The organism is Bacteroides sp. HF-162 (assembly GCF_015679285.1).
GTDB classification, from domain to species: Bacteria; Bacteroidota; Bacteroidia; order Bacteroidales; family Bacteroidaceae; genus Bacteroides; species Bacteroides uniformis.
The window spans coordinates 690,322-714,169 of the sequence record NZ_CP064937.1 but is presented as its reverse complement, the minus strand read 5'-3'; the positions used below and the strand labels follow the sequence as shown (position 1 = coordinate 714,169).

The following is a 23,848-nucleotide window of genomic DNA, read 5'->3' as shown; positions in this document are numbered from 1 at the left end:
CTGTGTTAATCCGTGTAATTCCGTGGTGAGTTATAGTACACTCTCCGGGCAGAATGGGTTTGCAAACAAAGTCCTTATTTTGCCCAGAACAGTTTGTGGTAGTAAGTGTCTTCGGCTGACACCTCTTTATAGTAGGGATTGTAGTTGACTTCCGTATTCGGGTATCTCCAGCGGTTCGGCACATTTGTGATGGTACCGGCCACTTCGGGGAAGACCAGGCCGGACGGATAACCGGTACGTCGGATGTCACTCCATGCCTCGCGACTGGCCAGGAAACCGAAATGCAGCCACTTTTGGGTAATGATAGCATCCAGCTTGTCTGCATATTCCGTGCTGTTCCATTTGGCAGCAGCGAAAGAGGCTGTTTCTTCGGCAGTGGGGGCATCATACCGGCGTGCGTTTTCACCCGTACTTACCGAATCGTAATAGTAGTAAAGCGTGATGGACTGGCCGACAGCCTTTTTGAACTCTTCTTCCGCTTTCGCTTCATTCTTTGCCACTCCATACCCCATTTCATAGGCTTCCGCTTTCAGGAAATGGATTTCGGGTGAGGCCATTATCAGCATGTCGAATTTATCGTTTTCCCAAAAGAAACCTTTCTGCGTGATTTGTGAGAAACCGGTGTTGCTGGTATTGACTTCGTCTTGTGCCTGCGAGTTGTAATATTCCGTCAGCTCATCCGCCACGGTGAGGTCTGTGCCCAGATAACGGTGCTCGTCCAATTGACCGGTGTTTTGGTTGGTAATCTTCACGGGATTGAAGTTGAGCAGGATGCGCGGGTCGTCTTCTCCTTTCACATAAACGCCGCTCAGTGGGTCATTGCTGGTCATATCATAGTTGCCATGGCCCAGCATGCGGTCGATGATGGCGCCCGAAGCGAGTCGGTTGGTTACCCAGTCACCCAGTCCGTGGCCTGCGGTGAAGTTCAGTTGCCCAGACTTCTGGTTGACAATGAGAATGTTGTTTTCTTGTTCCTCTATCAACGGATAGGCCGACGGATTTTCCAGGATTTCCTTGATGGCGGTACGGCCTTCCGCCTGCAAGTCTCCCTGCGCGGCTACGCGCAGGGCAAGGCGTAGGCGCAAGGAGTTTGCATAACGTTCCCATTTGTCCATGTCCCCGTTGTTGATAAAGTCTTGTGTATTGAAGTTCCTCGGTGTGGGGATGGAGCGGAACCGCGGAGCAATTTCTTTGAGCTCGTCAAGAATGGTTTTATATATATTCTCGGCCTTGTCATAGTGAGCATACGATTTACCTACATCGTTGGTAAGCGGCAGCGTGCAAGCTTCCGAGAAAGGCATATCCCCGAAAACGTCCACTGTGGCGGCAAAGAAATCGTACAACTGTACTTTGGCGGCAAGATAGAATGCCTCGTCCTGGGCTTGTTCTGCCGCGCTTTCTTCCTCGTAGAGAGATTCCAGCTTACGGAACTGGGCCAGTGCCGAATACACATTGTCCCACTGTCCGTCAATAGCGGGTATATAGCCGGGGGTATACATATCCGTAGTGTTGGAGTAGCCGAAGGTTTGTGCATACTTGCCCGTAAACTGTGAATCGAATCCGAAGAACCGGTTGTATTCGTAAACATCATAGTCCTTTACTTTTTGGAAGACTCCTACCATCAGATTACTGATGGTGACTTGGGTTACTTTGGAGGGGTCTTCGTATTTGCTGTCGAAGTCATAATCCGTACAGCCTGATGTTGTCAAGAGGAATGCTCCCAATGAAACAAGAGATAATATCTTTGTCTTTTTCATACTCTTTGTTGTTTTTTGGATGGTTGTTTTGTCAGAAACTTGCACGAAGTGAAACACCGAAACTGCGGGTAGCTGTGGTAGAACTTCCCACGGTAGCCTGGTTGGCCCAGGATGTTCCGACGGACGACTCCGCATCGTAGTTTTTCAGTGCTTTGTAGAAGTAGAAGAGGTTACGTCCGAAGACCGACACACTCAGCCGGCCCAGTCCCAGTTTGGAAATTATCTTTTCGGGAAACTGGTAGCCGATGGTCAATTCACGCAGTTTGACATAAGAATTGTCGAATACCGAATGGCGGTATGTCAGCTGTTCGGCCTCCGTTCCCCAATTATAGGTGGTGTTGTAGTAATAGCCTGCCGGAATGATACGTGTGTTTCTTTCGCCAGTGGAGGCCACTACACCCGGAAGGATGATGCCGTCGTGGTAGATTATCTCTCCGTTGGGGCCGGCACCCGTGGAAGGGTCTACTTGTACCGGAATTCCGCTGGAATTGTTGTCGCCCGGATAGTAATAGGACAGTCCGCCGTGTTCCGTATCGCGGTACTTTAGGGATTCGGGTGTCAGACCCACTGCGGTGGCATATTGGTTCATTTCGTTGATGACATCTCCTCCGATGCGGAAGTCGATACTGAAATCGAGGAATACATTCTTGTAGGAGAAAGAGTTGAATAGACCTCCTACGCCTGCCGGATTGATGTTGCCGACTTTCTGCAATTCGGTTTGGTTGAGGTAAAGACCTTTATCGGAAACGAGGTACTCACCGTTTTCGTTCACCTGGGGAACCTGCGCATAGATGTCACCCATTGGCTGGCCTTCCACAGCTTGTATTTTTATTCCACTGCCTCCGGAGTTGAGTATTTCCAGATAGGGCACTCCATCGGCCAGTTTCACTACTTTGTTCTTATATACACCATAGTTGGCTGTCAGGTCCCAGCGGAAATCTCTGGTCAGTATGGGAGTGGCACTGATTGATATATCCCAGCCGTGGTTGGCTACCTCGCCCACATTCATCAACACATTCTTTACGCCTGATGTGGAAGGTTGCGGCGTGGAGAGTATCTGGTCCTTTACACGGTTGTTGTAGTAAGATACATCTATACCCAACCGGTTGTTTAAGAACTTGCTTTCCAGACCTATCTCGTATTCGTACTTCTTTTCCGGACGGATATCTGCATTCCCCCATGAAGAGGGAATGGTGTTCCAGGTGAATCCGTTGTCCGAACCTTGCTCGTAGACGATATTGGCGGTATAGGTTTCAGGAGCATTTCCTACGATACCGTATGAGAGGCGCAGTTTTCCATAGTTCCACCATGACGGCATGTGGAAGGCTTGAGTGAAGAGGAAACTCAGATTAGCGGAAGGATAGAAAAAACTCTGGTCTTTTAGGGTAGACGAGCGTTCCTGGCGTCCGGTCAGTTCAAGGAATAGATAGTTGTCCCATCCCAGGCTCAGTGTACCCATATAGCCGGTTTTCAGTAGTTCCATACGTTGCAGGGTACTGCTTGGCGTGTAGCGGCTGGCATTGAGGTCGAACCAGTTTTCCGTGACAAGCCCGCCATTGGTGGAGACCCTCATATTGTTCATATTTTCGTAGCGTCCGGTCCAGCCTACGGTGGCGGCAATGTCGAAGCGGTTGATATTATAGTTGAAGTTCAACATAACATCTCCATAGACAATGTCGTAACGGCGGTTGATGGACTGGAAGCTACCGTTGGGGTCGTATAGGGAATTGGGTTGTTCGCTTTCATATTTCAGTGTTTGCTTCACATCTGTGATATCAGTTGAAACCTGGGCGCGCAGACTCAGCCAGTTGGTTATCTGCCAGGTGGGGCGAATTATACCGATGAGCCGATTCTCTGTCTCGTCGCTATGGTGATGGTACATATTCCACAGCATGTTGTTCACTCCGGTGGCGTAACTGGGGTCGTAGGCCCATGATTCCTCAGGAGTCAGCGTGGCGTTTCCTCCGACAAAGGTATTACGGTATCCCAGACTGGTGACGTAGCTTTGTTTCAGATAGGGAATGTCCAGGAAGGTGGAGAACATGTTGCCGAAACCGCTGTATAGGTTGAGCGAGGTTTGCGGGCGGTCTTCTACATTCTGTACGATGTAGTTAAGGGAGTATTCCAGTTTCAGCGGTTTCGCCAGTTGATACGAACCGGTCAGCTTGAAGTTGTGTTTGGTGAAGCTTCCGGTCAAGGCATTGGGAATCTCGTCCATGAATGTGTAGGAGAAGCGGTTGCTGGTGGTTTCCGTCCCTTGTGAGATGGCGAGATTGTAAGTTTGGGTCCAGCCGGTGCGAAACAACTCTTTCCACGGGTTGTCGGTCAGTGCCTGGTAGGGGCGCATCTTCCCGTCCCAGTAAAGTACCTCGCTACCGTCGTATTTCGGGCCGAAGGACAAGGTGGTGGAACGGAGGCTTTTGTAGCTTTGTCCGTTTAGGGTTCTCTGATAGAAGCCTCCCGTCTGTTTCTCATAATCGCTGTATGCGGTGTTGTAGGTTCCCGGCCCGTATACGGTCTGTACTTTCGGCAGATAAGCCGGTAAGTTTGCCATGACTTGGGCATTGAAGTCCACCGTCAGCTTGCCACTTTTGGCGCGTTTGCTGGTGATGACTACCGCACCGTTTGCAGCCTCCGAGCCGTAGAGAGCTGTGGCAGAAGCTCCTTTCAGAATACTGAGGCTCTCGATGTCCTCTGGGTTGATGTCTACCAGACCATTGGAACGGATTTGTCCGTCGTTGCCAAATTCAGCGAAGTCCGTGCTTTTGCCCGTGCCGCCGTTGCGGATGGGTACCCCGTCCAGAATGATGAGTGGCTGGTTATTTCCAGTGATAGAGGTCAGGCCGCGTACGTTGATGGAGACAGCTCCGGCAGAACCGCCCTGTGTTTGTGTAATGCGGACTCCCGGTGCTTTACCGTACATGGCAGAGGCAAAATTGGGTGCTCCTGCCTTTACCAATTCGTCTGCACTGATGGTACTGATGGCATAACCGACACGTTTCGTATCTTTTTTGATGCCCATTGCCGTTACTACGACTTCTTTCAGTTGCTGGGTATCTTCGCTGAGTGTAATCTTCAGGTCGCCTTGCTTTTTTCGTTTTGCCAGGTTTATCTCCCGGGTGGCATAGCCCATGTAAGCGATAGAGAGTGTTGCATCTGCAGGAACGGTCAGTGTGAAGTTGCCGTCCACATCGGTAATGACGCCGTTGTTGGTACCTTTCTGTATGACGCTGGCACCGATAAGCGGTTCTCCTGTTACATCTCTCACAATGCCTTTAATGGTTCGGTTTTCTTGTGCGAAGGCTGTTCCGGTGAAAAGAAATGCTAATAACCAACTTGCAATAATCAAACTTTTTTGGAAGTGCGACGCTGAATGTGGAATGTCACACCGTTTTCTCATCCTGATTTTCATACTACTGAAAAATAATTGATTTATCTTATTATAAATATTACGTCCTTTCGGCGGATATTTTAGCAAGAGATATGCCAAACGAAAGGCAAGCTATCCTTTCAAGGATGAATAATGTTGATAATCAATCGTTTATTTTTAATTGGGAAAAGGGAAGTTCGGGTGTTTGTGGTGTGGAGATGTGGAAAAAATCCACAGTAGGTATTCCACAATTTCCCTCTCTTCCCTTGAAGTCTTGTTGTCTACCCTTATTGGTAGCCTTGTTCGTCGGAGGTATGCTCTATCGCTGTAATAAAATCTGGTGCAGTTGCAGTGGTTGCATTTTCTTTTCAGGGTGGGAGTGCTTTTGACCTTTATCTGGGAAGGACTACTCGAACGAAGGAACCATCAGCCTGCGGTTTGTGAGAGAAAGGATAGGTAGGGAGGTACTCTTACTTTTAGGAAATTAATATCATGTTTGCACCTTATTTGTTTCGTGCAAACATAATATTAATAAGAAATGATGCAAGCTATTAATATTGCAACTCAAAAGTGTGGAAGCAAAATGCGCTTCCATACTTTTGAGTTGCTTCCACTGCATCTGAAATGTGCCGTTGGATAAGAAATTTCAGCAGATGAGTGGAAGCAACTTATGCAAAAATCTTAGTGGTTTATTTTACTTCCCACGTATCATTCGTCATCAGTAATTCCTCGAAGTTGTGATACTTCTTCTTGGCAGACACCTCTTCGATTTGTTCATGAACGGCATCGTCGTAAGTAGGAGCTTCCACATCGCGGATAACACCGAGTGCAATCGGGAAGTCGGGACCTTCCATTAGGGCAAGCTTTAGTTGCAGGGTGTTGTCCATGCAGTGGGCATCGTGGATGAGGATATCCTTCTCTGTAATGCCGTTCTCACCGAGTTTCACGACTTTTAGACCAAAGCCTTCCTGCATCAGTCCGTATTCGTTGTTCTCGCCGAAGAGCATCGGTTCGCCGTGTTTCAAGTAGATGGCATTCTTGGCGCGGTCTTCCTTTTTGGCTACGGAGTCATGCGTACCGTTATTGAAGATAACGCAGTTTTGCAGAATCTCGCAAACGGAAGCCCCCTTGTGAGCCATGGCTGCCTTCAATATTTCCACTGTCCCCGGAGCATCGGTAGCTACCGCGCGGGCAAAGAAATGGCCACGGGCACCGAAACAAAGCTCTGCCGGGTGGAATGGATCTTCTACCGTACCATAGGGAGACGACTTGCTGACGAAACCACGCGGAGAGGTCGGAGAATATTGACCTTTGGTCAGACCGTAGATGCGGTTGTTCAGCAGAATCATGTTCAGGTCGATGTTACGGCGTATGGCGTGGATGAAGTGATTACCGCCGATGGCTAGACCGTCACCGTCGCCGGAGATTTGCCATACCGTCAGGTTGGGATTGGCAACCTTGGCACCTGTAGAGATGGCAGCAGCACGTCCGTGGATGGTCTGCATCGCATACGTATTCATGTAATAGGGCAGACGGCTGGAGCAGCCGATACCTGAGATGACGGCATTCTCCCAAGGAGCTTTGCCGATTTCTGCCATTGCTTTGTGTAGTGAGGCCAGAAAGAAGTGGTCACCACAACCCGGACACCAACGAGGTTGTCCTTTTTTATAGTCTTTTGCTGTATATTCGTACATAATCTTTTTAAATTGATAGTTGATAATTGATAGTTGATAATTGGTGGCTGGTCATTGATAATCCGCATATTACGCATGGTTATTATCAATAGTCAACAGTCAATTGTCAATTAATTTATTGAACGCTGCCACCAGCTCGGCAACGACGAACGGCTGTCCTTTGACTTCGTTGAACTGGTACGGGGTGAAGTTGTCTATCTTCATACGTAGATAACCGGCAAATTGTCCGAGGTTCTGTTCGGCAACTACCACCTTCTTGTACTTCTTCAGAACAGCTTCTGTGTTCTTGGGGAGTGGGTTTAGATAAGTGAAGTGGGCGAGGGCAACCTTCTTGCCTGCCTTGTTCATCTCTTCCATGGCCGAATACAAGTGGCCGTATGTACCGCCGAAACCGACAATCAGCAAATCGGCATCGTCTGCACAGCCTTGCACTTCTACATCAGGTACGGGGATTTTGGCCACCTTCTCGGCACGTAGGTGGCACATCAAGTTATGGTTTTCGGGATCGGTGGAGATGGCACCGGTATTGCTGTCTTTCTCCAGACCGCCGAGGATGTGCATATAGCCTTCTTGTCCAGGGATGGCCCAGTAGCGGACACCCGTTTCAGGATTGCGTTTGTACGGAGTATAGTTGTCCTTCATTTCGGGAGTCACATAGGGAGGAGTGATGGCGGGATAGTCTGCCAGTTTGGGCAGCTTCCAGGCGCCGGAACCATTGGCAACAAAGCCGTCGGTCAGCAATACGACCGGAGTCATGTGTTCCAATGCAATCTTGCTTGCCATGTAGGCTGCATCGAAACAGTTTGTGGGTGAAGAGGCAGCGATGACGGGCATTGGGCTTTCACCGTTGCGGCCGAACAATGCTTGTAACAAGTCTGTCTGCTCTGACTTGGTGGGCAGACCGGTAGAAGGGCCACCACGTTGCACGTCGAGCACAACCAGCGGAAGTTCTGTAATGACTGCCAAGTTCATGGCTTCCGATTTCAGACAGACACCGGGACCTGAAGTGGAGGTCACAGCCAGCGCGCCTGCAAAAGCGGCGCCGATAGAAGTGGCGCAACCGGAAATTTCGTCTTCACACTGCACGGTAATCACGCCCAGAGACTTGTGCTTAGAGAGTTCGTGCAGTACATCGGTTGCCGGAGTAATGGGATAGGAGCCGAGGAACAGCTTCAGACCAGCCTTTTCAGCTGCGGCGATGAAACCGTAAGCAGTAGCTTTGTTACCCGTGATATCCATGTATCTGCCGGGAACGGTGGTTTTACTTTCAATCTTATATGTGTGGGCTACGGAAGCATGGGTGTTGTGTCCGTAATCATATCCTGCATGTATAACCTTGATGTTTGCCTCGGCAATTTCGGGCTTTTTGGCGAATTTCTCGCGGATGAAATCTTCGGCTATCTTTAGGTCGCGGTTGAACAGCCAGCATACCAGACCTACTGCAAACATGTTGCGGCATTTCAGCATGGATTTGTTGTCCATTCCGGTGTCGGCAAGGCAGTCTTTCACCATTTTCGAGATAGGGGCGGCGATGACATCCTGCTTAATACCCATTTCCTCTATCGGATTATCGGTCTTGAAAGCTGCTTTTTCCAGGTCTGATTTCTGAAAAGCGTCTGTATCGATAATGATACAAGCAGTGGATTTAGCAAACTTATATTGGGTTTTCAGTGCGGCGGCGTTCATCGCTACCAATACGTCGCATTTGTCACCCGGGGTATAGACTTTCTCAGCACCGATATGTACTTGGAAACCGGAAACACCGGTAAGTGAGCCTTGCGGGGCGCGGATATCTGCCGGATAGTCGGGGAATGTACTGATATCATTGCCCACGGTAGCCGAAACTGTTGAAAAGATGTTGCCGGCGAGCTGCATACCATCGCCGGAGTCTCCGGAGAAGCGGACTACCACTTGCTCCAGTTCTTTGACCATCATGTCGTTTGCCATAACTTACGAATTACTATAGATTAATTTTTGGGGGTTACTGTATTCTATCACTGACCGACAAATTTCGTAAAGTTAATCGGATTAACAAAACTTTTTTCGGAAAATCGACAGAATACATTATCTTTGCATTCGCAATCTACTGCAATATGCAGAATCTATGCAAAAGGTCTTGTAGTTCAACGGATAGAATAGAAGTTTCCTAAACTTTAGATCCGGGTTCGATTCCCGGCGAGACTACAAAAAAGGAGGAAATCCATTTCGGATTTCCTCCTTTTTTAGTTTATAGTTTTTTGTCTAAATTCTTATTTGGCTACTTCTACAGCTGCTTCAGTACCTTTCTTGTTTTTCATCAACAGATATGCGATAGGAGATGCAACGAACAGAGAAGACAGTGTACCGAATACAACACCCAGAATCATGGCGAATGCGAAGCTGCGGATGGAATCACCACCGAGGATGAAGATGCACAGCAACACAATCAAGGTGCTCAGTGAAGTATTGATGGTACGTGCCAAAGTTGTATTCAATGAGTCATTGAACAACTGGAACTTGTCACGCTTCGGATAGAGACCGAAGAATTCACGTACACGGTCAAAGATTACCACCTTGTCGTTGATAGAGTAACCGATAGCTGTCAGGATGGCACCGATAAAGGTCTGGTCGATTTCCAGAGAGAACGGCATCCAGCCCCAACAGATGGAGTAGGCACCCAGGATGATGATAGTATCACAAGCCAATGCGGATACTGAACCGATACTGTATGCAATATTGCGGAAACGGATCAAGATATAGATACCGATGGCAATCAATGCAAGTACAACAGACCAGATGGCTGAAACCTTGATGTCGTCTGCGATACTCGGACCTACCTTCTGGGAACTGATAATACTTCCGCCCGTATGGTTTTCGCGGTCGATGAAGGTTTCCAAAGTGATGTTCTGAGTCAGCAACGGTTTCAATGTTTCGTATAAGTATGCTTCGATTTCAGAGTCGATGTTGTTACCTTCTTCTGCGATACGGTAGTTGGTACTGATACGTACTGTCTTGCCGTCCGTGCCGATAGCGATAACGCTGACATTGGCATCGCCGAACTTGCTGGAGATAAGCTCGCGAACTTGTTCCGGCTCTACCTTATTTTCAAACTGTACTTTGAAGTTACGTCCACCAGTGAAGTCGATACTCTGGCTCAATCCGCGGGTAGCGAGGAAAGCGATACATATCACTATGATAACTCCAGTAGTGGTCAGCCACAATTTGTTTCTGCCCATGAAGTCGAAGTGTACATTCGCCATCAAGTTCTTTGAAATCTTGGAAGAGAATGTCAGATTCAGGAGTTTGTCCTTGCTCATGAAATGGTCATAGAACAGACGCGTCATGAATACGGCAGTAAAGAACGAAATCAAAATACCGATAATCAATGTAGTAGCAAAACCACGGATAGGACCTGTACCGAAGTTGAACAAGATAATACCGGTGATGATAGACGTCAAGTTGGAGTCGAAGATTGCAGAGAAGGCGTTGGAGTAACCGTCAGCCAATGCTTTCTTTACACCCTTGCCTGCACGGAGTTCTTCTTTGGTACGTTCGTAAATCAATACGTTGGCATCTACAGCCATACCCAGTGCCAGCACCATACCGGCAATACCGGACATCGTCAATGCTGCTTGGAAAGAAGAAAGGATACCCAATGTGAAGAACAAGTTCAGTACCAGAGCACCGTTGGCAACCATACCCGGAATGAATCCGTACATAGAGCACATGTAAACCATCAGCAGAATCAATGCTACGATGAATGACATGATACCGGCATTGATGGAAGCTTGTCCCAGTGAAGGACCTACGATATCTTCTTGTACGATGTGCGCAGGAGCCGGCATTTTACCTGATCTTAACACGTTTGCCAAGTCTTTTGCTTGTTCCGGAGTAAAGTGACCGGTAATCTGTGAGTTACCGCCCGTGATTTCATTGCTTACGTTCGGTGCTGAGTAAACATAACCGTCCAACACGATAGCGATGCTCTTGCCGATATTCTGCTTGGTGAGCTGAGCCCAACGGCGTGCACCGTCTGTGTTCATAGACATACTTACGGCAGGTTTACCGTAATGGTCGTATTCGTCTTTGGCGTTAACCACTACATCACCTTCCAGAGGCGCCTTGCCGTTACGTTCTGTAGAACGGATGGCATAAAGTTCAAAAGTTTGGGCTTTCGGATCGTATTCATAAGGAGATACGCCCCACTTCAGACGCAAGTCTTTCGGCATTTCGGCCTGAACTTCCGGCATGGAAAGGTATCTGTTGATTTCAGCAGTATCCTTGTAGTTGGCATAAGCAACAACAGGACCTTGCCCACTGGGGTTGACCTGCAGGATGGCGAACAGCGGGTGTTCTTTCTTTATCTGCGCAAGGTCAACAGCTTGTGTTTTGTTTTCGCCCTTTAAAGCAGCGGCAAGACTGTCGGCTGTGCTGGTAGCTTGTGCTACGGCAGGAATTTCGGTAGCTGCGCTGTCTGCCTCTTCTGTCGGAGTTTCGCTTGCAACGATGGCACGCAACTTGGTGTCGGCAGCTTGGAGATAAGGAGTAACATCTTTTGCTGTGTATGTTTCCCAGAATTCCAGATTGGCGGAACCTTGTAACAATTTTCTTACACGTTCAGGCTCTTTGATACCCGGAAGTTCCACCATGATGCGCCCCATCTTGTCTTCCAGACTTTGGATGTTAGGCTGAACTACACCGAAACGGTCAATACGGGTACGGAGTACATTATAGGAATTCTCAACAGCCGCCTTTACCTCTTCGCGCAATACTTTTTCAACTTCTGCGTCGGTAGATTTCTGAGTTACCTTGTCTTTTAATTGTTGGGTTGCGAACAGCTGTGACAGCGGAGCACCCGGAGCAAGCTTGTGATACTCTCTGACAAACAAGGTGATCACGTCATCCTGGCTTGTGGTAGCTTGTTTGGCGGCAGTGGCCAATGCTTGGTTGAATGCTTCGTCAGTCTTGTTGTCAGCCAATACTTTGATGACATCGGGTACGGATACTTCAAGGATGACGTTCATACCGCCCTTCAAGTCCAAACCTAAACTGATCTCCATCTCACGACATTGTTTCAGCGTCCAATTGCCAAAATACACTTTCTCATTAGCCAGAGAATCGAGGTAGTCCTGCTCTACTTTCACATCGCCTTTTGCAAACTCTTTGGCCTTACTTGTGTAATGGCGAGTTACAAAAGAGAAGGAGAGATAGAACACACACACCAGTGTGAGCAATATCGCAAAAACCCTTACAAATCCTTTGTTTTGCATGTTACTTTTAGTTTATTATGATTACTTTTTAATTAAATTCTGTTGCATACAAGGCTGCAAATATAGCTTTTTTTTCACAAATCTTACTTCATACCGCGATTTTTTAACATCGGGTCTAATTGAGGCTCAGTTCCTCTGAAGTTTTTATAGAGAGTCATCGGGTCTTCGCTGTCTCCTTTTTCCAGAACATTTTGGCGGAAAAGGTCGGCTGTTTGCTTGTCGAAGATACCGTGTTCTTTGAAGGCTTCGAAGGCATCATTGTCTAGAACATTGGCCCAGAGATAGCTGTAGTAGCCTGCCGCATAGCCGCCAATGATGTGGTTAAAGTACGTGGTACGATAACGGGGAGCTATTTCCGGAATCAGCCCCAGTTGGTCCATTGCTTCTTTTTCGTATGCAACGACATCAAGACCTTCGGTGTCAGTCAGGTTATGCAGATTCATGTCGAGGATGGCGGCGGCCAGCAACTCGGTAGTCATGAAACCCTGATTGAACGTTTTCTGGTTCAGTATCTTTTCAATCAGGCTGTCGGGGATGACTTCGCCAGTCTTGTAATGCTTGGCATACATTTTCAGCACTTCGGGTTCGGTGGCCCAGTGCTCGTTGATTTGGGAGGGGAGTTCCACGAAATCGCGTACGACATTGGTGCCTGAAGTACCTTTATACTGGCATTGGGTCAGCAATCCGTGCAGGGCATGGCCAAACTCATGGAACAAAGTTTCTACTTCGTCGATGGTCAGCAGGGAGGGAGTGTCGCCTACCGGCTTGGTGAAGCTGCATACGTTGCATACCAATGGGCGTACGCCGTCTTGTTGCTCACGGTAATTGCTCATCCATGCTCCGCCACTCTTGCCGGGGCGAGGGAAGTAGTCTACATAGAAGATGCCCAGTTGTGAGCCATCGGCGGCTTTCACTTCGAACACTTCCACATCGGGATGATAGACGGGGATGCCCTCGAGTTTGGTCAGTGTGATGCCATAGAGCTTGTTGGCAACGGCAAAGGCGCCTTCGCGTACATTTTCCAGCTTGAAGTAGGGCTTGATTTCTTCTTCTTCGAGATTGTATTTTTCTTTGCGCAGTTTCTCGGTGTAGTACCACCAGTCCCATGCTTCCAGTTTCTCTCTTTTGCCTTCCTTGTCCATCAGCTTTTGCAGCTCGGCTGCTTCGGCTTTTGCCTTGGGGAGTGCATAGCTCCACAAATTGTTGAGGAACTCCATCACGGTAGCGGAATTCTTTGCCATTGTATTGTCCAATACAAAGTTGGAGTAACAATCGAATCCCAGCAATTGCGCCTTTTCAAGTCTCAGGCTTACGATGTCGGCAATGATTTTCTTGTTGTCGTTCTTGTCATTGTTGTTGCCACGGTTGATGTAGGCTTTGTACATCTGCTCGCGCAGCGGGCGGTTGGCTGAATATTGCAGGAAGGGCAGGCGGCTTGCATTGTGCAGGGTGAACAGCCATTTGCCTTCTTGTCCGGTGGCACGCGCTTCGGCCAAGGCGCTTTCGCGGAACCATTGGGGAAGTCCGGCGAGGTCTTCTTCTTTTTCTACATAAAGCTTGAAATCGTTGTTTTCGTTCAGGATGTTGTTGCTGAACGTGATTCCGAGCGTGGAAAGCTGCTTGTTGATTTCGCGCAGGCGGGCTTGTTTGTCGGCCGGAAGATTGGCGCCGGAACGGACAAAACCCTTATAAGTCTTTTCCAGCAGTCTTTGTTGCTCACGGGTCAGACCGAGAGCATCTTTCTGATTGTAGACAGCATCTATTTTCTTGAAAAGCTCCTGATTGAGTGAGATGTTGTCTTCGTGTTCGGCCAATGTCGGGGCCAGTTTCATGGAAAGGGCTGTCAGTTCATCGGTAGTTTCGGCCTCCGTCAGGTTGAAGAATACACCGCCTACACGGTCCAGAGTTGGGGAGCTGTTGTCGAGAGCAACAACGACATTTTCGAAAGTGGGAGCTTCCGTATTGGCAATGATGGCTTGGATATTGGCATTCTGCTCTTCTATACCTTTTTGGAATGCGGGTTCATAGTGCTCCAACTTGATTTTATCGAATGGAGGCACTCCATTGGGTGTTTGAAACTCGGTAAGGAACGGATTGCTTTCCGTCTGGGTGGCACAGGAGTACATCATACAACTTGCTGCTAAAATTAGAATACATTTTTTGAACATTGTTTTCTAAGTATTAAATGTTAAGTATTAATTCTCAATTCTCAATTCTCAATTCTTTTTGGTGATATAACACCATATCGGATAGTGGTCTGAATCCTTGATGGAACGGTCTACTGTACAATTGTAGGCTTTCAGGTTCTTGCTGGTCAATATATTGTCTATCCGAAAATAGAATCTGTTCTGATTGTAAGAAATTCCTAATCCCCGTCCTGATTTGGTGAATGCATCGTCCAGATTTTGGGCGATGGTACGATGAGTATAAGAGATGGGGGTGTCGTTGAAATCGCCACATACAATGATACAAGGATGTGGTGAAGCTGTTATTTCGTGTGCAATCGTGTCAGCTTGCGGTGCGCGGATGGCTGATGCCTCTGCTAATTTACGTATGAGCAGGCGCATACCGCTTTTCACCTTTTCTTTTTCAGGGGATTTCAGCATGTTTTCGTACACGGCTTTATCGGCTTTGGTCAATTTGTTGGACTCCAAATGATTGTTGATGAGGGTGACTGTATCCTCTCCTATTTTTACTTCATACAGTACCGAACCGTTGTACTCGCTGGAATAATCTAGTACACGTGCCGAGAGAATCGGATATTTGGAATAACATGCTATCTTGTTGGTATGCCCTTTTTCCCTGCCCACCGTGTTGATGCGGTGATATGGATATGCCTTGAGTTCCTGTTCCACATCTTTTTGCGAAAGGTGCCGGGATGATTCTGTCGTGGAGTATTCTTGGAGGCAGAGGATATCGGCATTACTTTCTTTTAAATAAGTCAGTATGGGATTCTTGCCATTCTGCTTGATGGCTCCGTCAAATCCCATGATGTTGTATGAGAGTAATTTGAAACTTGTTTCAGGCAACTTGTTTGTATGAAAGTTGATGGGCAGATAAGTGCGTGTCTGTGAATAACAAAGTAGTAATCCTATCAAGGGAAGCAATGCGGTTTTGTAACGCTGGATGACCAGCCAAAAGATGAAGAAGCCTATATTTATCATCAGAAAAACGGGAAATGTCAGTCCCAGGCACGACTGCACCGGATGTGTGACCGGCTGTATGTGCGGACTATAGGCGGTAAACAGTAGCAAGCCCGTAAACAAGGCATTGACCGCCAAAATCAGGAGGGCGACAAAATTACCTAAATACTTCATTATAATAATTGAAAATTGAAAGGTGAAAACTGAAAATAAGAGTGGCGGCTATTTTCTCATTCTCCATATTCCACTTTCCGTTTTCCATTTGTTTAACGTTTACTTGCGTCGAACAAGCTTTTCTTTTCCTCCGTAGTAAGGCTTTCGTATCCCGATTTCTTTAATTTGTCGAGAATGCGGTCTATTTCGTCGGATTGGGCTTTTTTCCGTGCGTTGTAATCATAATCTTTTTGTTTACTGGTACCGTAATGTACTTTCATTTTCGGCTTTCGGGGTTTAAAGCTGACGATGGAAACTAAAGCATCCAGACATTTGTTTATACATGAGGTCAGGTCACTGCCTTTGCTGAGGCTGGCAGCAAACCATAACCCTGCCAGCGCACCTCCCAAATGTGCGATGTGTCCACCGGCATTGCTGGAGGTAATGAATAGCAAATCGGTGCCTATAACGATAAGCGCCAGATACTTCAGTCGGATGGTTCCGAAAAGAAATAGATGTATCGGATAGTTGGGCTCACGATAGGCTGTGGCAGCTACGATGGCAAGCACGGAAGCAGAGGCACCCAGCATGAAAGAGTAATTTATCATGGGGTGGAAGTACGGGAAAATATGATAGGCGGCAATATAGAGCAAACCACCGCAGATTCCTCCCAAAATGTACACACCACGCAGATGCTTTGCAGAAAAGAAGTTCAGGAATAGTGCTCCGAACCAATAAAGCCACAGCATGTTGAAAAGAATGTGCATGAATCCTGCATGCATGAACATGTACGTCAGCAGTGACCACGGTTGCAGAATGAAGCGTGAAAGTGATGCCGGTAATTCCAGCCATTCGAATATTCCCATCATACTCCGATTGAACAATTGGAGCATGACTTCAGTCAGAGTGGTGAATATGAATACCGCTGCATTGATGTAAATCAACTGGATATAGATATTTCCTCTGCGAAAGTTTTCTTTCAAATCAGTTATAATAGTAGCCATTTCCTCTGTTCTTTTTTCTCCAATACATAATCAAGATAAAACCGAATACCATACCGCCCAGATGTGCAAAGTGTGCCACATTGTCTCCTGCGTTATTTGCAAATCCGGCATATAGCTCAATCAGGGCATATCCGATAACAAAATATTTGGCCTTGATGGGAACCGGTAACGGGAAGATGAACATTTGCTGGTTGGGGAACAACATGCCGAATGCCAGCAGAATGGCGTATACTGCTCCCGAAGCTCCCACGGTAGTCATCATATTGAGATATTCCTCCATCGGGATGATGGCCATGCCGGTATTCACGCTGTCATAGGCGGAAAGCACTGTCTCATAATGAATATACTGTACCACCTCCTGAATAATTCCGGCTCCTATACCGCATGCCAGATAGTAGAACAGAAATCGTTTAGGCCCCCATACCTGCTCTAAAATACGTCCGAACATCCATACGGCAAACATGTTGAAAAATATGTGCGCGAATCCGGCATGCATGAACATATATGTTATCAATTGTGCTGCATTGAAATCTTCGGCAAGGAAAAAATGCAATCCCAGATATTGGGCGAGGTCGATGCCGTAGCTTTGGGCGACAATGCTACCCAGAAACATCAGCACATTAATGATTAAAAGGTTCTTGGTTACAGTAGGTATAGTATTCATAATCTGTTGTTTCAATTCATTTTACAGTTCAAAAACAGTTGCCTGTTTTTGCTTTCTCCGGCAAAAATACGAATAAATTCTGTTCTATAACAGAAAAAGCAGATTCTATTCCTTCTTTTTCGTTGTTTTCCAATATTTTTTTAATGTTTTTATTTGATATTCAGAAATATTGCTCTATTTTTGTGGAGGTTTGTGATGAAAAGTAAAAATATCTTTTGTGTAACATATTAATTAATTTTAAGCATTATGAATAAGGCGGAACTTATTAGCGCTATGGCAGCGGAGTCTGGTTTGTCAAAGACTGATTCAAAGAAAGCATTGGATGCATTTATCGCATCAGTCACTAAGGCAATGAAGGCCGGTGATAAAGTATCATTGGTTGGTTTTGGAACTTTCAGTGTGGTGGAAAGAGGAGCGCGTATGGGTATCAACCCCTCTACTAAAAAGCCTATCGAGATTGCTGCAAAGAAAGTTGTTAAATTCAAACCAGGTGCGGAATTGACAGCTGAATAAGAACAGTATACTCAACATACAAAGAGGGGACGTTTTACAAGGAGCGTCCCCTCTTTGTATGTTGAATATCTTGTGAGTCAATAAAAACAAGCCTGCTTGTTTTGTACTGATTTCGGTTTACGCTATCTTTGCACGCAGGAAAATACATTTGAATCATGAATATAGAACAGAAACTGGTATCGTCCGTCATCGGCGGACTGAAAGCGCTTTACGGACAGGATGTTCCTGCCGCACAAGTGCAGTTGCAGAAAACCAAGAAAGAATTTGAGGGACACCTCACGCTGGTTGTATTCCCTTTCCTCCGTATGTCCAAGAAAGGACCGGAGCAGACGGCCCAGGAAATCGGTGAATACTTGCAGGCAAACGAGTCTTCGGTTGCAGCATTTAATGTCATTAAGGGCTTCCTGAATCTGACCATTGCCTCCTCTGCGTGGATAGAATTGTTGAATGGCATTCATGCGGACAAGCAGTACGGTATCGTGGCTGCTACTGACAACTCTCCATTGGTGATGATTGAGTATTCTTCTCCCAATACCAACAAACCGCTTCATTTGGGCCATGTACGCAACAATCTTTTGGGAAATGCGCTGGCTAATATAGTGGCTGCCAACGGTAATAAGGTAGTAAAGACAAATATTGTCAATGACCGTGGAATTCATATCTGCAAGTCCATGTTGGCATGGCAGAAGTACGGGAATGGTGAAACTCCCGAATCATCCGGCAAGAAGGGAGACCACTTGATTGGCGATTACTATGTTTCCTTCGACAAGCATTATAAAGCGGAAGTGAAAGAACTGATGGCCAAGTTCCAAAGCGAAGGCATGAATGAGGAAGAAGCCAAAGCCAAGGCAGAAGCTGAATCTCCTTTGATGAAGGAGGCTCGTGAAATGCTGGTAAAGTGGGAGGCCAATGACCCGGAAGTACGTGCGCTCTGGAAGAAGATGAACGACTGGGTGTATGCAGGCTTCGACGAGACTTACCGTATGATGGGTGTAACTTTTGATAAGATATATTACGAATCAAACACGTACCTCGAAGGTAAGGAGAAGGTGATGGAAGGCCTGGAGAAAGGCTTTTTCTACCGGAAAGAAGATGGCTCTGTATGGGCGGACCTCACGGGGGAGGGGCTGGACCACAAGCTGCTGCTGCGTGCGGACGGTACATCCGTCTACATGACGCAGGATATAGGTACTGCCAAACTCCGCTTTGCAGATTATCCCATCGACAAGATGATTTATGTGGTAGGCAACGAACAGAATTACCATTTCCAGGTATTGTCCATCCTGCTCGACAAACTGGGCTTCGAATGGGGTAAAGGGTTGGTGCACTTCTCTTACGGTATGGTGGAACTTCCCGAGGGCAAGATGAAGAGCCGCGAAGGTACAGTAGTTGATGCTGACGACTTGATGGCGGAGATGATTGATACAGCCAAGGAAACCAGCAATGAACTGGGTAAGCTGGATGGTCTGACAAAGGAAGAGGCGGACAATATCGCCCGTATCGTTGGTCTGGGTGCCTTGAAGTACTTCATCCTGAAAGTGGATGCCCGCAAGAACATGACATTCAATCCAAAAGAGTCCATCGACTTTAATGGTAATACGGGACCGTTCATCCAATATACTTATGCACGTATCCAGTCTGTTCTCCGCAAGGCAAAAGAGGCCGGTATCGAAATCCCTGCTCAGTTGCCTGCCGGCATTGAACTGAGTGAGAAGGAAGAGGGATTGATACAGATGGTTGCCGACTTTGCCGCTATTGTGAAGCAGGCAGGTGAGGATTACAGCCCGTCCATCATTGCAAACTATACGTATGACCTTGTGAAGGAATATAACCAGTTCTACCATGACTTCAGCATTTTGCGTGAGGAGAACGAAGCAGTGAAGGTATTCCGCCTTGCATTGTCCGAGAATGTAGCCAAAGTGGTACGCTTAGGTATGGGCTTACTGGGAATTGAGGTGCCGGATAGGATGTAAACATCGCACTATAAAAGAATAAGCCCGGGGATACTTCTTCGGGCTTATTCTTTTATAGTACAATTTTTATTCTTGTGGTATAAATAATAGAAGTTTAAATTATCGCCTCCTTTCTCCCATTTTATACGTGTAGACTAAGTCCTATTTTGTCTTGCTTGTTTTGGCAGTTGCCTTGGCGGTTGTTTTAGTCGTTTTCGTTGCTTTCACCGCCTTTGCAGTCCGCTTAGACTTGCCCGTATCCTTGTCGCTTTGCAGTTTCACAATTTCCAGACAAGCCTGAAGGTTCAGGTCTTGAGGGATGATGTCTTTAGGAATCTTGTAGTTGCTGCCTTTATAAGCGATGTAAGGGCCATAGCGTCCATTCAGGATTTCCAGTTCCGGTTCTTCCTCAAACTTCTTGATATGTTTCTGGGCTTCTGCTTCTTGTTTCTTTTGCAAAAGTTCAATAGCTTCTTCCAGCGTAACGGTCATCGGGTCCATTGTCTTGGGTAACGAGGCATACAAGCCGTTGTTCTGGATATAAGGTCCGAAACGTCCCGCACCTACGACTACATTCTTGCCTTCATACTCTCCGAGAGTACGGGGAAGTTTGAACAGCTCCAGCGCTTCTTCCAGCGTAATGGTCTCGATGGACATTTCTTTTTTTACCTGGGCGAAACGGGGCTTTTCCTCATCTTCGGCAGTACCTATCTGTGCTACTGGGCCGAAACGTCCGATTTTTACAGACACTTGTTTTCCGCTGACGGGGTCTGTTCCTAGAATCCGTTCGCCTGCCTTGTGGGCGGTTTTCGCGGCAAGTGTGTTTTCTACTGAAGGATGGAATTTCTTATAGAATGTTTTCAGAATGGCGGTCCATTGCTTGTCACCTTCGGCTATTTCGTCGAATTGCTTTTCGACGCTCGCAGTGAAGTTGTAGTCAAGGATGTCCGGGAAGTACTCTATCAGGAAGTCATTGACCACAATACCGGTGTCTGTCGGCATCAGTTTTGACTTTTCAGCTCCGGTGATTTCTGTATGGTTGTTGTCCGTTATTTCATTACCCTGCAAGTTAAGCACATTGTAGGTGCGTTCTTCACCTGCTTTTTCTCCTTTTATCACGTATTCGCGTTGCTGGATGGTGGAAATGGTCGGAGCATAGGTAGACGGACGTCCGATACCCAGTTCCTCCAATTTGCGCACAAGGCTTGCTTCCGTGTAGCGGGGAGGGTGTTGGGTGAAACGTTCGGTAGCGGTGATACCTTCATGTTCGAGCTTCTGTCCTTTTTTCAGAGGGGGCAGTAGGCGTGCCTCATCTTCCTGGGTTTCTACGTCATCATCGTATGATTCGCGGTAGACACGGAGGAAACCGTCAAATTTCACCACTTCGCCGGTTGCAGTGAAAGTCTCCGTCTCGTTGCTGATAGCAATGGTTACGGTTGTCTTTTCCACTTCGGCATCTGCCATCTGCGAGGCGATGGTACGTTTCCAGATGAGGTCGTACAGCTTTCTTTCCTGCGGGGTACCTTCTATCTTGGCATTCTCCATATAGGTGGGGCGGATAGCTTCGTGGGCTTCTTGCGCTCCTTTGGTCTTGGTGGCGAAGTGACGGTTGTGTACGTAACGTTCGCCCATCAGGTTGGAGATGGTTTCACGGCTGGCGTTGACGGCAAGTTCGGAAAGGTTGACGGAGTCGGTACGCATGTAGGTTATCAATCCGGATTCGTACAGACGTTGCGCCACCATCATGGTCTGTGCCACGGTGAATCCCAGTTTGCGGGCAGCCTCCTGCTGCAAGGTAGAGGTGGTGAACGGGGCGGCGGGAGTTTTCTTCAGCGGACGGGTAGTGATGTCGCTGATGGTAAACGTGGCTGCTTTACAGCTCTCCAGCAATTTCCGGGCTTCTGCCTTTGTCTTGAGCCGGTGCGCCAGTTCGGCTTTCATTTCCACTGTTTTGCCGTCAGTGTCCGGAACGAGGAATACGGCGGTAACACGGTAGGATGCTTCGGTTTGGAATGCATGTATCTCGCGTTCGCGCTCTACAATGAGACGGACGGCTACGGACTGTACACGGCCTGCAGAAAGGGCAGGTTTCACTTTCTTCCACAATACCGGTGAAAGTTCAAAACCTACGATACGGTCCAGGATACGTCGGGCTTGCTGGGCATCGACCAGGTTGATGTCAATGTCACGGGGATTTTCTATCGCTTTCAGGATGGCACCTTTGGTGATTTCATGGAAGACGATACGTCTGGTGTGTTCCGGTTTCAGTTTCAGCACTTCGTACAAGTGCCATGCGATGGCTTCCCCTTCGCGGTCCTCATCGGAAGCCAGCCATACGGTTTCTGCCTGCTCGGCTTCTTCTTTCAACTGGGTTACGAGTTTCTTTTTATCCGCCGGTATCTCGTAATGCGGTTTGAAGTCTTTGTCTACATCAATACTGAATTCTTTTTTCTTCAAATCACGTATATGGCCGTAGCTGGAAAGGACTTTGAAATCTTTTCCAAGGAATTTCTCGATGGTTTTTGCTTTCGCCGGAGACTCGACTATGACAAGGTTTTTCTGCATAAATTTCTGTTTTTTAGTGACTCCCGCCACTGAATTCGCCCGCAAAAGTAGGAAAAAAAGATTCTTCCCACCTTATAATATAAGGAGAATTTAGCAAAAATGACCTTTTTTGTTCAAATTAGAGCTCCGGCTTGTGCTGCCCCTATTAAAAGAGGAAGCTTACTCCGCCTAAGAAACTGAGACCTTCTGAAGGGTATCCCCAGTAGTACTGGTAATCTTTGTTCAGCAAGTTGTTCACGCGCGCATACACGGAGATACCTTTGAAGAGTTCGTAGCTGCCGTTTAGATAGAGATTGTTGACGGGGTCTGCCTTGTTGCTCTCCACGCCCTGGCGTGAGATGTGCTGATAACCGATGCCGACAAGCAGTGGGGAGATGGGGCGTACCTTGAGATTGAGATTGCCTTCTACGGAAGGTTTGAAGCTTACTACGACATCAGAACCGTCTGAGTCTGTTGTCCAATGGCGATAGACGGCATTGGCGGCGAGATAGAAAACATCCTTGTAGTTGTAGCTCAGGTCGGCTCCGGCGTAGAGGTTCTTGGTATCTTCTGTGAGGTAAACATTGCTTATCCCGTCGGACTTGACAGTCGGAGTGTCAATCAGGTCGTTTTTCAAATCTTGATACCCGCCGTATAGGTTGAACCACAATCCGCTGACCGGGCTTGCCTTGAAGCCGATGGCTGCGTTGAGCTGTTCGTAGGTATTGTCAAGCTGCTGGTTTGTAATGCCATAAGGCGTAATGGTTTCCAGACGGCGGAAATCGTTCTGCAGCCGTCCTCCCTTACCTTGTGCGTAGAGGATGTAGCTGTCCGAGAAGATGTATTGCATTTCTACGTCGGGAGCGGCGCGGAACTTCTTGCCGAAACCGAAAGCCAGGTCGACGTGTGCGCCGAGACGTATTTTCCAGTCGTCATTCTGAAAGAGATAGTATGGATTGAAGTCTACGTCGGTGTGATTCTCGAAACGTCCGTCGCTGTAGAATGTGTTGTCCATGGCAAAAGCCATGCCGATGGTCTGCTCATCGGAGATGGAACCGGTGACATCGGCTTTGGTGCGCACGATATTCTCTTTGATATTGCTCACCATGAGGTCGTGTTGGCGCTGGTAGACCAACAAATTGGTTTCGGCGCGGAATTGGAGAGGCATATCGTCGCTCGTGGAACTTACCCCGAAATGTACATCACCCGAAACGAATTTCTGCTTGTTGCTGACGAAGTCGGGCAGGAAGTTGAAATTGCTTTGGTCGAACTTTCCGGCAATATTCAAATCGACTTTGCTGAAGGCATGTACATAATCCATGGCAGCATGGGTACGGTAGTAGAATGAATTCCACTTCCCGCCATTATCCGGCAAGTCCAGTTTGCCATCCATGCCATCCATTGTGAATGTCAGGTTGAGGCGGTCTTTGGGGGATAAAGAGAAGAGGTAGTTGGCGCGTACATCGAGGTTACCGTAGTTACCGTATCCCAAACGTATATATCCGGGCAGTGCTTTCGCCTGCGTCTCTTCTCCGGTATAGGCTTGCATGATGCCTGCGGGGATTTGGGTTGCCGGCATCAGGGTGGCGTCATATTCCACCGCCTTTTTGCTGACGGTAGGAGGTTCCACCCTGGGAAGCACGTTCACTTTGGAGGCGTCCATGATGTCCGGATTATATTCTTGTTCCACGACTACCGTACGGTTCATGGTGGTGTCTTGGGGTTGTGTCTGGGCTTGTGCTCCCCAAGAGAGGGAGACAAGCATAGTTCCTGCGAGGATATATTGTTTCTTTTTCATAATGTGC

Annotated in this window: 13 protein-coding genes and 1 tRNA gene; 3 read left to right on the top strand and 11 right to left on the bottom strand. The window is 47.5% G+C overall.

Going from position 1 to position 23,848, the window contains the following annotated elements:
• Nucleotides 1-74 precede the first annotated feature (74 nt).
• The 4 genes from ITJ87_RS02835 to ITJ87_RS02820 all read right to left on the bottom strand — a co-directional run bounded on the left by ITJ87_RS02835 (nt 75) and on the right by ITJ87_RS02820 (nt 8,768).
• Complete coding sequence (locus ITJ87_RS02835) at nt 75-1,757, bottom strand: SusD/RagB family nutrient-binding outer membrane lipoprotein (RefSeq protein ID WP_117964645.1); 1,683 nt, start codon at nt 1,755-1,757, stop codon at nt 75-77.
• Between the two features lie 31 nt (nt 1,758-1,788).
• Nucleotides 1,789-5,169, bottom strand: a complete 3,381-nt coding sequence (locus ITJ87_RS02830; protein ID WP_370540409.1) for a SusC/RagA family TonB-linked outer membrane protein — start codon at nt 5,167-5,169, stop codon at nt 1,789-1,791.
• Nucleotides 5,170-5,816: 647 nt separating this feature from the next.
• Complete coding sequence (locus ITJ87_RS02825; RefSeq protein WP_117964648.1) at nt 5,817-6,821, bottom strand: 2-oxoacid:ferredoxin oxidoreductase subunit beta; 1,005 nt, start codon at nt 6,819-6,821, stop codon at nt 5,817-5,819.
• A 99-nt stretch (nt 6,822-6,920) separates the two neighbouring features.
• Entirely contained in the window at nt 6,921-8,768 is a 1,848-nt protein-coding gene (locus ITJ87_RS02820) for a 2-oxoacid:acceptor oxidoreductase subunit alpha (protein ID WP_117964650.1), read from the bottom strand.
• Between the two features lie 165 nt (nt 8,769-8,933).
• Between ITJ87_RS02820 and ITJ87_RS02815 the strand changes: the two genes are divergently transcribed.
• Nucleotides 8,934-9,005: transfer RNA gene (locus ITJ87_RS02815), tRNA-Arg, on the top strand.
• A gap of 65 nt (nt 9,006-9,070) precedes the next feature.
• Here the strand turns inward: ITJ87_RS02815 and secDF are convergent.
• From secDF to ITJ87_RS02790, 5 genes are all read right to left on the bottom strand, one after another.
• The gene (gene secDF / locus ITJ87_RS02810) at nt 9,071-12,070 is read right to left on the bottom strand and encodes a protein translocase subunit SecDF (protein WP_117964652.1); all 3,000 of its coding nucleotides are present in this window, start codon (nt 12,068-12,070) and stop codon (nt 9,071-9,073) included.
• 83 nt (nt 12,071-12,153) lie between these two features.
• Entirely contained in the window at nt 12,154-14,238 is a 2,085-nt protein-coding gene (locus ITJ87_RS02805) for a M3 family metallopeptidase (protein ID WP_117964654.1), read from the bottom strand.
• 48 nt (nt 14,239-14,286) lie between these two features.
• On the bottom strand, nt 14,287-15,387 hold the full coding sequence (locus ITJ87_RS02800; RefSeq protein ID WP_117600125.1) for an endonuclease/exonuclease/phosphatase family protein: 1,101 nt from the start codon (nt 15,385-15,387) through the stop codon (nt 14,287-14,289).
• Nucleotides 15,388-15,479: 92 nt separating this feature from the next.
• Complete coding sequence (locus ITJ87_RS02795) at nt 15,480-16,370, bottom strand: rhomboid family intramembrane serine protease (protein ID WP_117964656.1); 891 nt, start codon at nt 16,368-16,370, stop codon at nt 15,480-15,482.
• Nucleotides 16,351-17,034, bottom strand: coding sequence for a rhomboid family intramembrane serine protease (locus ITJ87_RS02790; RefSeq protein ID WP_171030407.1), 684 nt, complete (start codon nt 17,032-17,034; stop codon nt 16,351-16,353). Before ITJ87_RS02790 ends, ITJ87_RS02795 begins: the two co-directional genes overlap by 20 nt.
• A 246-nt stretch (nt 17,035-17,280) precedes the next feature.
• Between ITJ87_RS02790 and ITJ87_RS02785 the strand changes: the two genes are divergently transcribed.
• Nucleotides 17,281-17,547 carry an HU family DNA-binding protein gene (locus ITJ87_RS02785; protein WP_117878811.1) on the top strand — a complete coding sequence of 89 codons (267 nt, stop codon included), beginning with the start codon at nt 17,281-17,283 and terminating at the stop codon, nt 17,545-17,547.
• A 155-nt stretch (nt 17,548-17,702) separates the two neighbouring features.
• Nucleotides 17,703-19,520, top strand: a complete 1,818-nt coding sequence (argS, locus tag ITJ87_RS02780; RefSeq protein WP_117703823.1) for an arginine--tRNA ligase — start codon at nt 17,703-17,705, stop codon at nt 19,518-19,520.
• A gap of 141 nt (nt 19,521-19,661) precedes the next feature.
• Here argS and topA read toward each other — a convergent pair whose 3' ends face one another.
• A complete protein-coding gene (gene topA / locus ITJ87_RS02775) occupies nt 19,662-22,064 on the bottom strand; it encodes a type I DNA topoisomerase (RefSeq protein ID WP_005834437.1) in 2,403 nt (800 codons plus the stop codon).
• A 145-nt stretch (nt 22,065-22,209) separates the two neighbouring features.
• Nucleotides 22,210-23,841, bottom strand: a complete 1,632-nt coding sequence (locus ITJ87_RS02770) for a TonB-dependent receptor (protein ID WP_117964658.1) — start codon at nt 23,839-23,841, stop codon at nt 22,210-22,212.
• Nucleotides 23,842-23,848: the final 7 nt, after the last annotated feature.